Below are 15023 nucleotides of genomic sequence, written 5' to 3'. Positions count from 1 at the left end.
TATTCTATTACGATATTAACTTGCTAATTTATCAACCAGCCCATCTATTAGGACTTGCGGAACACCTTGCGAACAACGTTCGATACGACCGCGTACACCATAGACCTCAGCAAGGCTTTCAGGGGTAATTACCTCAGCAGGTTCACCTTGAGCAATTAAATTACCTTGCTTCAGCATTAATACATGTTCTGCGTGTTTGAGTGCAATATTAATATCATGAACCACCACAACCGTGATTATATTTCGACGCTTCGTTTCTTTCGCGACTAAATCCATCACATGATATTGGTAATTTAAATCCAGTGCACTTAAAGGTTCATCTAATAACAATAAGTTGGGTTGACGAATTAAAGATTGTGCCAAACCCACTAATTGTTTTTGACCACCTGAAAGTTGGTCTAAATAACTTAACGCCAAATGTTCAATACCCAATTGACGTAATAACCCCATCACTTCGTCTTTACTATTCTCATTGCTCAAACCGCCTGAAGCACGTTGAGCAACAATCACTGACTCTAAAACATACAGATGTACACCAGCAGGTAACGTTTGCGGTAAATACACCACATTTTGTGCTCGTTGGGCAAAACTCTGTTGAGTTAAGTCCTGGCCATCCAGTAACAGCTGCCCTGTAGCTTTATTTAACCCCGCCAAAGAACGCAACAATGTGGATTTGCCACTACCATTGGGCCCAAGTAATACCGTGATCTTGCCGCGAGGTAAGATATCCGTCGATAGGTTCTCAATTACGGGGCGTTTTGGGTAACCTGCATTAAATTGGTTAATAATCAGGCCACTCATGATACGTTCCCTCTATGACGTAAAATAATGCTTAAGAAGAACGGCACACCCACTAACGATGTCACAATCCCAACAGGAATAATCACACCCGGAATAATATTCTTCGACGCTATTGAGGCCATTGATAAGATTAACGCCCCAATTAATGCACTTGCTGGCAGATAAAAACGGTGATCTTCACCAAAAATCAACCTTGCAATATGCGGTGCGACTAAACCAATAAAGGCGATAGGCCCCACAAACGCCACCGCTAAAGCCGATAAAATACTAATACGTAATAATGTTGTTAGCCTTAAACGGCGCACATCAATACCGAAACTGATCGCCCTATCCTCACCCAACCTTAAAGCCGTTAGCTTCCATGAACTCATCATGGCAATTGGGAAAATAAGTGCGAAAACTAATGCCATCACCCCAAGTTTCACCCAAGTCGCTTTTGATAAACTGCCCATCGTCCAAAAGACTAAACCCTGCAAGGTATCTTCTGTTGCGATGAATTGCATCATGGAAACCAATGCATTAAAGGTAAACACAAGTGCAATACCGAACAATACGACACCTGAGGTTGCTACACGCGTCCAGCGAGTTACCGCGTCTAACATCAAGGCTGCTAATAATGCAAAAATAAAGGCATTGGCTGATATTACCCATTGGTCAGGCACGCCTGGAATTGCAATCCCTGAAACAATCGCCAATGCGGCACCAAAAGCCGCCGCATTAGATACCCCTAGTGTAAATGGGCTCGCTAACGGGTTATTAAGGATCGTTTGCATCTCAGCACCAGCAAGTCCTAATGACATACCAATCACCACGGCCATCAATGCATATGGCAGACGGATATCCCAAACAATGACTCGAGTTCCTGCATCAACTGCTTCTGGGGTCATTAAGGTTTGCCATAAGCGTTCAAGGGATAACCCTGAAGGACCTAAGGTGAAATCAATAACCAGTGATAATAAAATCGCAGCGACGATAACAGCTATCCATGTCAATCGACGACGCAACATATTTTGATAATGTTGTTTTACATTGTTGTCAGCCTGAATCGCTGCTTTTTCAGCCGCAACTATTGGCTCGCTCGTGATACTCATCAATTCTTACCCATTTTCATTACTTTTCGCTGACCCAATATACACCTGTTGGTTCGATAGCGAGAAACTCTCTATGTAATTCATCCAGTGTTTTTTGCGGTTCAAGATCGGTAAATCGTTCTGGGTAAAACCATTTGGCGAAAACTTGTGTCGCAATCACATTGTATGGAGAGTTATAGTAATTGTGCCAGATAGCATAATCTTGCTTATCTTTTATAGCTGATAGCGAGCTAATTCCTTTACGTTCAGTTATTTTTTTCAGGCTTTCTTTCGCATCAGCTAATGAACTTTGCGCCCCTAATTGAACGCCTGCATCTTTACTTCCCGGTGCTTTTGCTCCAGATGCAATGTAAATATTTGGGTCCGCAGCAATGATTTTCTCTAAGTTCATCGTACCAAGCGCGCCCGGCAAAACGCCTTTAGCAATATTTTTACCACCCGCTAAATCAATAAAGTTCCCCATATTTCCATCGCCAGCGGTACCACAGCAATCTTCAAATGCTCCTGCACGTAACTCAATAAAAACACTTGGTTTTTTATCTTCTGGTATTTTAGAAGTAATATCAGTGACTAATTTTTGGTTTCTTTCATAAAAATCGACATATTTATTTGCTGCCTGTTCGCGGTTCAACGCTTTACCAAGTAAACGCATACTTGGTAATGTGTTTTCCAGTGGTTTATCACGGAAATCCACAAATACAACAGGCACGCCGGCTTTCTCAAGCTGGTTAACTAATTCACTGTTTTTACCCGGCCCATGGCCTGACAAACCAAAAATCGCAATATCAGGGTTTAGGGTTAATACTTTTTCTGAACTGACGCTATCTGCGCTGGTATTACCAATCAGTGGAATATTGTCAATTTCAGGGAATTTAGCTTTATAAACAGAGTAGGTTTGAGGGTCTAGTTTTCGAAGGTCACCTTGCCAACCGACAATTCGGTCAATAGGTTTATCACCTTCCAGCAGAGCTATTGCACTAAACAGGCGCCCTTCACCTAATAAAATGCGATTAACATTATCAGGAACCTCAACAGTACGGCCTGCAATATCAGTCACTGTTGCAGCCCAAGCGCTCATACTGGCACTTGCTAATAACGCTAAACCTATTCCTTTTACTACCGACCTAGCTACAGACTTCTTGGCTACCGACGACATAGTATTAAGCTCCACTATTAACCTCATTGACTTACCTTTTTTTTATGCGGTAACAATAAAGCAAATAAGAATACTTATCAATACGATTATTAGTTTAATCATGACTTTCATCAATGGAATTCTGTGACCATCATCGTAAAGCCAAACATTCAGCCTATTTTACCGCCAAAATGCAGGTTTGTTGCGCTATATATAAAAAAACAGCACCCTATAAAGAGTGCTGTTTTTTATGATAGATATTCTAAGAATATTATTTATCTAAATTTTCTCGGTAACTTGGAAAGCTCATATCTTTATAGCGAATAAACGTTGTTTTCTTCACTATCTTATAACCAAACCAAATTGCTAAAAACAGCGGAATTCCAATATAAGTTGCCGTAACCCCTACCCAATCAATTTTATCTTCTAAAAAGGCTTGGTAGTTTTGGCCTAATGTAATTGTTAAACACAAAATAAAGGCAAAAATAGGACCAATTGGGAAGAAACCTGAACGATAAGGTAAGTCATTAAGATCTCTCCCTTGCGCAATATAGCCTCTACGGAAACGATAATGGCTAATTGCAATACCTAACCAAGCAATAAACCCTGTCATCCCCGATGTATTTAATAGCCACAAGTACACCGTCTGATTTCCAAACATGGAACTCAAGAAACATAAGCCCGCAATAACCGTCGTTGCTAACAACGCATAACGAGGTACGCCACCTTTAGATAAACGAGCGAAAATACGTGGTGCTTTACCTTCACGCGCTAAGGTATACAACATACGCGTTGATGCGTACATACCCGAGTTACCTGCCGATAATACTGCCGTTAAGATAACCGCATTCATCACCGCAGCAGCAGATAATAAACCTGCATTTTCAAATACTAAAGTGAATGGACTCACACTAATATCTTTTACATCATTACGCAGTAAGCTTGGATCAGTATAAGGAATGATCAAACTAATAATTAAGATTGCAAAGATATAGAATAACAATATCCGCCAAAATACTTTGCGTACTGCTTTGGGAATATTTTTGGCAGGATCTTTCGATTCCCCCGCAGCAATACCGATTAATTCAGTTCCTTGGAATGAGAACCCAACTATCATTGCCACGCCAATCATTGCTGAAAAACCACCCGCAAAAGGTGCATCACCAATTTCCCAGTTATGCCACCCGGCATTTTCCGCACCGCTCATGATGCCAAAAATCATTAATACGCCAACAACAATAAAAATAACGACTGTGGTGACTTTTATTAATGAGAACCAGTATTCCGCCTCACCAAACCCTTTCACAGAGATGAAATTCAGTAAGAAAATAATCGCAAGGAAAATAGCGCTCCAAATCCAACCTGGGGTATCTGGGAACCAATAGGTCATCACCAATTGAGCAGCAACTAAGTCAACTGCAATTGTTACAGCCCAGTTGTACCAGTAGTTCCACCCTAGTGCGAAACCAAAACCTTCATCGACATATTTTGCACCATAGGTTGCAAATGAGCCTGAGACAGGCATATAAGCGGCTAATTCACCTAAACTGGTCATTAAAAAATAGACCATTAAGCCAATGATAGCATAAGAAAGGAGTGCTCCACCGGGGCCTGCTTGTGCAACCGTTGCACCGGATGCAACGAATAAACCGGTACCGATAGATCCACCGATAGCAATCATCGCAAGATGGCGCGCCTTTAACTCACGGCGTAGTCTTTGTGGGCCGCCCTGCGAGATAGTATTGGTATGTTGTTCTGACATTTGTTCCCTGTATTTTATTATTCAGCTAATATCGCATGGATTCTAGCAAAATAGACTGTGAGAACTAAGCAACTCTTCACTGTTATAAGATACCTTCATAATTCATACAAAATTATAAGTAAAACGCGTTATCTCAAAAAATTCAGTATACCCTCTTAATAAGAGGACGACGTTTTATTCTCTTTATCGTGTCTGTAGCGGCAAATGTGACTGTTCAAGGCACATAAAAAGTGCAGCCAACAACGCGATAGCTTATCACTAGTGCAACACATTCACTGCAATCCTCTATAGCTTTTAGCGTGTCGCTAGGCGGCAATTGAGACTATCCAAGGAGCATACATTAGTATGTGACTTGGGTCGTCGATTGCAGCCAACAACGCGACAGGTTAAAAGATGACGAGGATTTTTAATTACAGTAAGACAGAAGATTAGTAATCGCGCTTGAAATATGCTTTTGGCGGTGATAAATCAAATATAGCGTTCTTTCTAAATGAAGGTCGTCTATTTTTAATTCGACTAGAGAGCCATTTTCTAATTGTTCTTCGATCACTCGACGTGATAAACAGCTTATACCTATCCCGTAACGAACTGCATGCTTGATAGCTTCTGAATTTCCTAGTTCCATCAAAATATGAAAGCCCGGAAGATGTGCAAATAATAGTTGGTCAAGGACATCCCGTGTACCTGACCCCCTTTCACGCAAAATCCAAGGCGCGTCACGCAAATCTTTTAAAGAGACTTTTTTATTCGCTAATGGGTTTTGGGGGGAAACAAAAATAACGAGCTCATCTTTTAACCATGCTTTAGAAATTAATTCAGGGCTATGACAAACACCTTCAATTAACCCAACATCCGCCCTAAATTCCATGACTGCCTTAATAATTTCTTCTGTATTACTAATAAAAAGCTCTAAAGGAATATCAGGGTGGTCATGACGATACCCCGCTAAGACTTCGGGTAAAATATAATTACCAATCGTTGTACTGGCAGCAAGACGCACGGCGCCCATCTCTTTTTTAAAGAGTTGCTCAACTTCTAACCCTTGCTCTAATAACGCTAACGCTTTTGGATATAAAAGTCTTCCGTGCTCATTAGTAACAAGTCGTTTACCCACACGGTCAAATAATTGAACGCCTAATTGACCTTCTAAATCCGTTAGCGACGCACTGACTGCAGATTGTGAAAGCGCTAATAACTGAGATGCTTGCGTCGTGGAGCCACTCTTTAATACTTCCGTAAAAACCTCAAGTTGCCTAAGTGTAATTCGCATAAAGGTAAGCCCCAACGTGATTTTTAGTATTTGTAATAATAATGTTAATATTAACGATTTATTTGCAATATTCCAGAAGAAACTTTCTAATCTATTTTAGTGGTAGATTATATGAAGACAATCAATTTAAATTATTATTGATTTTGTTATATCCTTATTACTAAATCTTATAAGCGGTAATAAAGAGCATTATCATGAATAAAAGTGACACCAGCACCCTTGAGCGGAATAACCTAAATCCTATATTAAAACTGATACCCGGTATTATTTTAGCTGGTATTCTGACTGCTATTGCAATTTACCTAGGTGACCAACCTTGGTTTATGGATATCGGCTTAGGTGCATTAACCCTCGCAATCTTATTAGGAATTATTGTAGGGAATACTTTTTACCCCGTAGCCAGTCAATCTTGTGATGCCGGCATTAAATTTGCTAAGCACTATTTTCTCCGTGCGGGTATAATTTTGTATGGTTTTCGCCTTACTTTCCAACAAATTACGGATGTAGGTGCTACAGGGGTTATCATTGATGCCTTAACATTAACCTCAACTTTTTTATTAGCATATTGGCTAGGTAAAAAAGTGTTCGGTCTTGATGAAGAAACCACGTTATTGATTGGTGCAGGTAGTAGCATTTGTGGCGCAGCCGCAGTCATGGCTACTGAACCCGTGGTGAAAGCTTCTGCAAGTAAAGTTGCAGTTGCCGTATCAACGGTTGTTATCTTTGGGACTATTTGTATTTTTGTTTATCCTTGGATTTACCAGTTAAATGCGCACTTTGGCTGGTTTCCTGCAACAGAAGAAACTTTTGGGATTTATATCGGTTCAACAGTACATGAAGTTGCACAGGTTGTTGCAGCAGGCCACACTATTGGTACTGACGCAGAAAATGCCTCTGTCATCGCCAAAATGATCCGTGTAATGATGCTTGCGCCTTTTTTGATTATTTTATCGGCTTTCTTAAGCCGTAAAACAGCCGCAAACCAAACAACAAACACTCAGAAAAGTAAAATTACGATTCCTTGGTTCGCCGTATTTTTTATTGTTGTCGCAGGTTTCAATTCACTCAATTTACTGCCCCATGTATTCGTACAACAAATCATAGCCTTGGATACGATTTTACTGGCTATGGCAATGGTTGCTTTAGGGTTAACTACCCATGTTAGTGCTATTCGCCAAGCGGGTATTAAGCCATTACTGATGGCACTTATCCTGTTTGTTTGGTTGATTGTCGGTGGGCTCTTAATTAACATACTGATTCAAAGCATTTTTTAGCATATATTCTCCTCACTTTTAGCCACCTCAATGGGTGGCTTTTTTGTTGATTTCATTTATTTGCTTATTAATGGCATACTCCAACAAAAAGGAGTCAAAAATGAAATATATTGGAGCACATGTCAGCGCCTCTGGTGGGGTTGACCAAGCTGTTATTCGCGCACATGAAATCAATGCAACCGCTTTTGCGTTGTTCACAAAAAATCAGCGCCAATGGAAAGCTGCGCCACTAAGCGAAGACGTAATTAAGAAATTTAAAGATAACTGCAAAAAATATGGGTACGGTAAACACCAAATCCTTCCTCATGACAGCTATTTGATCAATTTAGGTCACCCCGAATTTGAGGCTCTAGAGAAATCTCGTGTCGCTTTTATCGATGAAATGCAGCGTTGTGAACAATTAGGTATTGATTTACTTAACTTTCACCCCGGTAGTCATTTAAAGAAAATTGAGATTGACGATTGTTTAGCTCGCATTGCTGAATCTATTAATATTGCGCTTGCTGAGACCGAAGGCGTGACCGCTGTAATTGAAAACACGGCGGGACAAGGCACTAACTTAGGCTTTGACTTTACGCATCTTGCAAAAATTATTGAACGGGTGAAAGATAAAAGCCGTGTAGGCGTTTGTATTGATACTTGCCACGCATTTGCCGCAGGTTATGACTTACGCACAGCCGAAGATTGTGACAACACATTTAGCCAATTTGCAGATATTGTTGGTTTTGAGTTTCTAAAGGGAATGCACCTTAATGATGCTAAAAGTGAATTTGCCAGTCGTGTTGACCGCCACCATAGTTTAGGTGAAGGGAATATTGGTTTTGTTCCATTCACGTATATTATGCAAGATAGCCGTTTCGATGGTATCCCCTTGATTTTAGAAACCATTAATCCCGATATTTGGCCGCAAGAAATTGCATGGTTGAAAGCACAGCAAAGTAGCTAATTATTGGCTTTCTAATATAACAACCCCCGCATTATCATGTGGGGGTTGTTTGAAATTCATTAACTATAACGATTTCATTTCAATTTTTGCCATCATATCCGCTAATTTGTTTCTATTTTTTAAACCGACATCTGGCTGAGAAACGGATAGTGCAGAAATTGCGGTCGCCATACGTAACGTATGCTCGCTGGACTCACCATTGAGTAACCCATAAGCTAGCCCTGCTACCATCGAGTCACCAGCCCCAACCGTGCTTATCACTTCACAATGTGGCGGTTTCGCCAGCCAAGAACCCGAAGCATTAACCCACAGAGCCCCTTCTTCTCCTAATGAAATAACAACATGAGAAATTCCTTTGTCTCTTAACTCATGCGCTGCGGCTACAACATCTTGTAAATCTGGCAGTTTTCGGCCAACCCAACTTTCTAACTCATGACGATTAGGTTTTACTAGCCATGGTGACGCTTTCAAACCTGCCTTTAAGGCTTCTCGGCTACTATCGAAAATAATACATGGACATAATTGGCGAAGGCGAGTCATCCAACGAGTGAATTCTTCTGGGTCAATACCACTTGGTAAACTTCCGCTGACAACGACCATATCGAAATGGCCTAACCAATTAAGTGACTCTGTGGAGAAACGGTTCCAATCGTCTTTACTGACCTCAAAGCCTGAAAAGTTGAAATCCGTTGACTCCCCATTATTTTCCGTGAGTTTCACGTTAATCCGTGTACGCCCTGGCACCATACTAAAACGGTTCGCCATGCCATTTTCACTGAAAAAATGTTGAAACTCTTCTTGGTTATCCTTTCCCATAAAACCACTAACAGTGATATCAATACCTAAGTCACGGAGCACTTTTGCGACATTGACACCTTTACCACCCGCGTTGAGGCTAGCGGTTTTGACTAAATTGACTTCACCAACTTCGATAGTAGAGCATAAGCCCACAAGGTCGTAAGCAGGATTTAATGTAATTGTAGCAACCCGGCGAGTCATAACCACTAATCTCCCTTATCATGATTATCGTGTCTTTAAATTTAATTATAGTTATAACATTAAAGCATATTGTTTTCAGTGATATTTGTACTTTTTCCTGCTTGTTTTTCTACAAGATTATGTCAGGATCAGCGCGCTGAAAAATAAAATAATAAGGAGAATATATGTCTCAGCATACTCATGTCGTCGCCGGTGTTGGTGTTCTAATCACTAATAAACAGGGACAAATTTTGATGGGCAAACGCAGTAGTAAACATGCGCCCTATTGGTCCATTTTCGGCGGACATGTGGACCCTGGTGAGTCCTTTGAAGATTGTGCCATTCGCGAAATAAAAGAAGAAATTGGTATTGATATCCAAGCTCCGACTGTTTTTGGTATCAGCAATAATTTACAGACTTATCAACAAGAAGGTAAACATACCGTTTCTATTTGTATGCATGTAGAATATAACGGTGAGGTTGAACCTCGAATTATGGAAGCAGATAAATGTGAAAACTTAATGTGGGTTTCACCTGATAAGCTCCCAGAGCCTCATTTTGAAGCTAGCCGCAATGCTGTTGACCTCTGGCTTACACAACGTTTCTATCACCACAAAGCCTAATCAAGTGTAAACGTACAAATATCCTCTTTTTGTACGTTTATCATCCATCCCTTTCTAATTACTCATTTTTCCCTATTTTATTCTATTTACTATATTTACAATACTGCGCACTTACCGTATCATTTAGCTAGTACAGTGAAACGATATATTTAGGAGCCACCATGGCTATTGATGGAACAACACAACAAAAAAATCCTTCTATATTAGGAGGTGCGATGATCATTGCCGGTACTGCGGTGGGTGCGGGTATGTTTTCAATTCCTATGGTGACCTCCGGCGTATGGTTCACAGGCTCTGTCATACTGTTAATTTATACCTTTATTTGCATGTTACTTTCTGGGTTAATGATTTTAGAAGCCAATATGAATTACCCAGCTGGCGCCAGTTTCCATACTATGGTCAAAGACTTATTAGGCACGACATGGAATTCTATTAACAGTTTATCCGTTACTTTTGTGCTTTATATTCTTACTTATGCCTATATTTCTGCAGGAAGCTCTATCATCACCGCGAATTTGTCAGAAAAAATACAAATACCACAAGCGGGTGCAGGCTTTATTTTTGCATTTATTGTGGCTTTTTTTGTGTGGCTTTCTACTCGTGCTGTCGATAGGTTAAGTACCATTTTAATTGGCGGGATGGTCATCACCTTTATTATGTCAATCGGTGGAATGATTTCAACCGCATCACCAGCTATCCTATTCAACCAAACTGAGCATGGTGAAAGCCAATATCTTCCTTATGCCTTAGCCGCATTACCCTATTTATTAACCTCATTTGGTTATCACGGTAATGTTCCTGGATTAGTTAAATATTATAATAAAGATAGCCGTAGTGTTGTTAAGAGCCTAGTTTATGGGGCTACCATTACCGTTGTTATCTATATTTTGTGGCAGTATGCGATCCAAGGAAATATTCCAAGAACGTCATTTATTGAAATCAGAGAAAATGGCAACAATATTGATGCATTACTGGCTCAAATGAATATTTCTACCCAGAGCAGCTTTATATCTCAATTTTTGAACCTGTTTTCTTATATGGCTCTAGCGAGTTCTTTCTTAGGCGTGTCTTTAGGGTTATTTGATTTTATTGCTGATTTTTTCAAATTTGCAGATAGCAAATTTGGGCGCCTTAAATCTGTCTTAGTCACTTTTTTACCACCAACAATACTCGCACTGATTTTTCCTAATGGGTTTATTTATGCGATTGGTTTTGCAGGGTTGGCAGCTACTATTTGGGCAGTCATTGTCCCTGCGCTGATGGCGAAAGCAAGTCGTAAACGTTACCCTAACAACAGCTACAAAGCACCAGGTGGGAGCTTTATTATTGGCTTTGTGATCCTCTTTGGATTAATTAATGCGGTTGCTCATTTATTGTCACTATCTGGCTTACTACCTATTTATTAACCCTTTCAGTGTGGATATCGCCCTCTGGTTATATCCACACTGATATGTCACCTAAAAATTTTTCACTGAAAATTGACTTCAGCATCTTGCCTAATTCTTTATCTGCGAGTAATTTTGTCGCACTCTTTTTGACAACCCTAAAGAAGGTTATTTATGGCCAAGGCCAACGAAATCAAACGTGGTTTAGCAATTAACTACAATGGCAAATTATTACTTGTAAAAGACATTGATATTCAAGCACCTAGTGCTCGTGGAGCGAGTACATTATATAAAATGCGCTTTACTGATATCAAAACGGGCCAGAAAGTTGAAGAGCGTTTCAAAGGCGATGATATTTTAGAAACAATTTCCCTAACCCGTCGTGGAGTGAGCTTTTCTTATATTGATGGTGATGAATATGTCTTTATGGACAATGAAGACTATACTCCCTACCTTTTCAAAAAAGCCGATATTGAAGAAGAATTACTTTTCATTCCTGAAGAAGGGTTACCAGGAATGCAAGTGTTAACAATGGATGGGCAAGTTCTTGCTTTAGAGTTACCGCAAACGGTTGATATGGTCATTATTGAGACAACCCCAGCAATTAAAGGGGCTTCGGCTAGCGCACGAACTAAGCCTGCAACGATGGCTACAGGGTTAACAGTTCAAGTTCCTGAATATTTAACAACCGGTGAAAAAATTCGTATTCATATCGCTGAGCGTCGTTATATGGGCCGTTGTGATTAATTTCTGCTTTTGATTTGAAAGAAATAAGCCTTTATATGCCTATGAATTTATTGTTCATAGGCATATGTCATTAAAATTAAACATTGCATACCTTCTCATCTTAGTTTGCTATATTCAATTTGTGTTCGTCTCAAAATTAATCGTATTTTATTGTGTAAATACCTAGGGTTTTATCTTTATTAATCCAGTTGAATTGTTGAGTACCTTTTTGATTCGGAAGCAACATTTCTTGATTCTTTAGTTTACGAATATCTGCAGATGCGGTTTCCAATTTACCACTATCATTCCAGCATTTGGTTTCTACTTTATTCGCATTGGCTTCGACAATACAAGGCGCTGCTACAATAGCTCCAGTAAATCGAATAACGCCTGTATTGCTGCGTTTTACCTCACTGTTTTCAGATGCAAATACTGAAAAGCTTGAGTTCAATGCTGTTACTGCTAAAAAAGCCATTACCATTTTTTTTACTGAGCTATTCATAACGAAATTCCCGTTTAAAATTATGTTATCGTCACTTCCTGTAATTTATTTACAGTTAAAGTATTTATTTGGCTGAATTGCCTGAGGACGACATACTAATTCCAAAGGGATATTAATAATTTCATTTATAGCCGTAGTTTTTTATTTTTTGTTTTATTATTTATCAAAACAAAATATATGACTTGCCTCACACTTAATTAACCACACAAAATGCAACACTTTATAAATATAATCTATTAGCATTGGTCAATTAATTTATAAAAATCGTCGCTATGCCATTTTAGGTATATCTATATATCAAACACCTTAAACTTGTTAAAAAAAGTGTTTATTATCATGAATATGAACTTAGATAAAAAAATTTTATTACCTTCTGAAAACTTGATCGCATCAGGCAGGCAACGTGCTTGTTATCAGCATCCTGAGTATAATCACCTATGCGTAAAAGTTCATTTAAGTGGGCGAGATGATAAAGAAACATTAAGAGAGGTTCGCTATTATAAACGCTTGTATAAAAGGAATCTTACCGTAAAAACGATTTCTCATTACTATGGCACCCAGCAAACTGATCGGGGGCTAGGGTACGTATTCCAATTAATCAAAGATAAGACAGGAAATGTTTCAAATACTTTAGATTATTATCTAAAAAATAAACAAGTTTTTTTGAAACATAAAAGAAACATGAAAATTGCTTATGAGCAATTTAAAAAGAACATATACAAAGAGGCTATTACCACGATGGCGCTCAAAACTTATAACATCGTTTATCAACTAGGCTATAAACCTTATGGTCAATTTATTATTATAGATAACCTTGGCTCATCTAACCTAATCCCCATTGATTATTTCTCAACTAGAATTGCTCGTTCCACCCTAAATCGCCGGTTTGCTGATTTCGAACAACGACTTTATCGTGACTATAATCTTAAGATATAGACACATTCCTCGCCCCCTATTTTGCTGTCACCATTAAATATCTAGTTATATTGACGTATTATTAGAGTTGCTCTAACAATACATTGGTTATGAATGGTTATGGTAGAATGCTACTCACTAGTCGATATTAATATTGTGGAGAATTGCTAATAAATACAACCAAAAAATACTGATATACATACAGTGCTTTTATTTTTTAAATTATTTTCTGAGCGTTTTTTATTCTAATGGACTTTCTTAACAAAAATTAAGCTGTTTATTTGAGTACAAACACACTCCCTCTAAATAAAAACTTAAACTTCTTTACACTTCTAGTTTGAAAACTCCTTAATTATGCAAATTCACTGAAATAACACATAGAAAAGTGTGATTTAGTTCATATTTTACTAGTTAAAAATACCATCTTTATAAGTAATATCCTTCATTGTAGACAATTGTCACATAAACCAATGGCAAATAGGCACTTTTATCTAATGTTTTGTAAATTTCACCCCTATTAACTCGCCATTTTGCTTTTGTTTATGTATGCTCTTAAAGGTTTGATTTGGTACTACTACGATGCTGAATCTTCTAAACAAAAAAATGTAAAGAATGTCTTAGTAAATTTAGTAAATATTGATATATCTCCTATACTCAATAAGTCACTAAATATGACTAGTACACTCGAAGTTTAGTGGTACTACGATAAACACTTTCTGCGAAAAACACAGTTTTGCCATCTATAATGCGTTTTTCACAGGGATAAGTTTAGTTTTTTTGTGTCTTTTTACACAATAAAGTACTAAAAAGAAAAATGGTAAGGGATATATATAAGAATGCTAACCTCTGAAAAACTTAAGCGCTATGCTTGGCGCATTGTTCCGGCAATTGCAATCGCCGTAACGCTCACAGCATGTACCAACCCAAAGTCAGCTAAAAACACACAATATACTGCTAAATCAGATACTCGTATGCTAAATGGTTCTGCGGGTGACTCGCTGACGATGGCATCTCAAGATGAATTCGAAGAGTTAGTACAAAGTGTTGATACCAAATCTAAAATAATGGATCAATACGCAAGCTGGAAAGGCGTAGCTTATCGTCTTGGTGGCACAACAAAGAAAGGTGTTGATTGCTCAAGTTTCGTACAGAGAACATTTCTTGAACAATTTGGTGTTGAACTCCCTCGTACGACCTCTGAACAAGAATCCTCCGGCAAAAGCGTAAAACGTAATAATCTAAAAGTCGGTGATATTGTTTTATTTAAAACAGGCCGTACTATGAAGCATGTTGGCATCTATATTGGTGACCAAAAATTTGTCCATGCATCAACCAGTAGTGGTGTTATCGTTTCTGAAATGACTAACTCATACTGGAGCAAAAGATATTATGCCAGCAGGCGCATTATTAATGGCTCATAAGTTTTTATAATATCCTATATCCCTTCCCAATAAAAAAGCTTCCATTTGATGGAAGCTTTTTTATTGGGAATTTTTTGACTAAACTTAGTGATAGCTATTTGATTTTTAGGTAAAAAACAACTAAAACACCAAGCCCACCTCGCGATAATACTCATTCAAAAACAAGCTTTAAACACGTAACCGAATAAAACCTG

Annotated in this window: 14 protein-coding genes; 7 read left to right on the top strand and 7 right to left on the bottom strand. The window is 38.7% G+C overall.

The window, feature by feature from the left end; translation table 11 throughout:
* Positions 1-15 precede the first annotated feature (15 nt).
* The 5 genes from PZ638_RS08880 to yieE all read right to left on the bottom strand — a co-directional run bounded on the left by PZ638_RS08880 (position 16) and on the right by yieE (position 6059).
* Positions 16-804 carry an ABC transporter ATP-binding protein gene (locus tag PZ638_RS08880; RefSeq protein ID WP_094960415.1) on the bottom strand — a complete coding sequence of 263 codons (789 nt, stop codon included), beginning with the start codon at positions 802-804 and terminating at the stop codon, positions 16-18.
* Positions 798-1892: a FecCD family ABC transporter permease gene (locus tag PZ638_RS08875; protein ID WP_094960414.1), complete on the bottom strand. Its 1095-nt coding sequence runs from the start codon at positions 1890-1892 to the stop codon at positions 798-800. The genes PZ638_RS08880 and PZ638_RS08875 overlap by 7 nt, the downstream gene beginning before the upstream one ends.
* A 19-nt stretch (positions 1893-1911) precedes the next feature.
* Positions 1912-3048, bottom strand: coding sequence for an ABC transporter substrate-binding protein (locus PZ638_RS08870; RefSeq protein ID WP_167732474.1), 1137 nt, complete (start codon positions 3046-3048; stop codon positions 1912-1914).
* 250 nt (positions 3049-3298) lie between these two features.
* Positions 3299-4789: an amino acid permease gene (locus PZ638_RS08865; protein WP_094960412.1), complete on the bottom strand. Its 1491-nt coding sequence runs from the start codon at positions 4787-4789 to the stop codon at positions 3299-3301.
* A gap of 406 nt (positions 4790-5195) precedes the next feature.
* A complete protein-coding gene (gene yieE / locus PZ638_RS08860; protein WP_004253145.1) occupies positions 5196-6059 on the bottom strand; it encodes a DNA-binding transcriptional regulator YeiE in 864 nt (287 codons plus the stop codon).
* A gap of 194 nt (positions 6060-6253) precedes the next feature.
* Between yieE and PZ638_RS08855 the strand changes: the two genes are divergently transcribed.
* On the top strand, positions 6254-7333 hold the full coding sequence (locus tag PZ638_RS08855; protein ID WP_004253142.1) for a YeiH family protein: 1080 nt from the start codon (positions 6254-6256) through the stop codon (positions 7331-7333).
* 100 nt (positions 7334-7433) lie between these two features.
* Entirely contained in the window at positions 7434-8279 is an 846-nt protein-coding gene (nfo, locus tag PZ638_RS08850) for a deoxyribonuclease IV (protein ID WP_036957604.1), read from the top strand.
* A 63-nt stretch (positions 8280-8342) separates the two neighbouring features.
* Here nfo and fruK read toward each other — a convergent pair whose 3' ends face one another.
* A complete protein-coding gene (gene fruK, locus PZ638_RS08845; protein WP_094960617.1) occupies positions 8343-9278 on the bottom strand; it encodes a 1-phosphofructokinase in 936 nt (311 codons plus the stop codon).
* 164 nt (positions 9279-9442) lie between these two features.
* On the opposite strand from fruK, the gene PZ638_RS08840 reads away from it, so the two are divergent.
* From PZ638_RS08840 to yeiP, 3 genes are all read left to right on the top strand, one after another.
* On the top strand, positions 9443-9880 hold the full coding sequence (locus PZ638_RS08840) for a nucleotide triphosphate diphosphatase NUDT15 (protein WP_096863847.1): 438 nt from the start codon (positions 9443-9445) through the stop codon (positions 9878-9880).
* A gap of 161 nt (positions 9881-10041) precedes the next feature.
* A complete protein-coding gene (gene mtr / locus PZ638_RS08835) occupies positions 10042-11286 on the top strand; it encodes a tryptophan permease (RefSeq protein ID WP_144140207.1) in 1245 nt (414 codons plus the stop codon).
* A gap of 153 nt (positions 11287-11439) precedes the next feature.
* Complete coding sequence (gene yeiP / locus PZ638_RS08830) at positions 11440-12012, top strand: elongation factor P-like protein YeiP (protein ID WP_004253124.1); 573 nt, start codon at positions 11440-11442, stop codon at positions 12010-12012.
* 136 nt (positions 12013-12148) lie between these two features.
* On the opposite strand, the gene PZ638_RS08825 is transcribed toward yeiP, so the two are convergent.
* On the bottom strand, positions 12149-12493 hold the full coding sequence (locus PZ638_RS08825; protein WP_004253122.1) for a fimbrial protein: 345 nt from the start codon (positions 12491-12493) through the stop codon (positions 12149-12151).
* A gap of 336 nt (positions 12494-12829) precedes the next feature.
* Between PZ638_RS08825 and PZ638_RS08820 the strand changes: the two genes are divergently transcribed.
* Both PZ638_RS08820 and mepS read left to right on the top strand, forming a co-directional pair.
* Positions 12830-13429, top strand: a complete 600-nt coding sequence (locus tag PZ638_RS08820) for a YrbL family protein (RefSeq protein WP_094960616.1) — start codon at positions 12830-12832, stop codon at positions 13427-13429.
* Between the two features lie 815 nt (positions 13430-14244).
* Positions 14245-14829: a bifunctional murein DD-endopeptidase/murein LD-carboxypeptidase gene (mepS, locus tag PZ638_RS08815; protein ID WP_004253117.1), complete on the top strand. Its 585-nt coding sequence runs from the start codon at positions 14245-14247 to the stop codon at positions 14827-14829.
* Positions 14830-15023 lie beyond the last annotated feature (194 nt).

This window comes from Providencia hangzhouensis, from assembly GCF_029193595.2.
Lineage (GTDB): Bacteria > Pseudomonadota > Gammaproteobacteria > Enterobacterales > Enterobacteriaceae > Providencia > Providencia hangzhouensis.
This window is presented reverse-complemented; position numbering and strand designations above follow the sequence as displayed.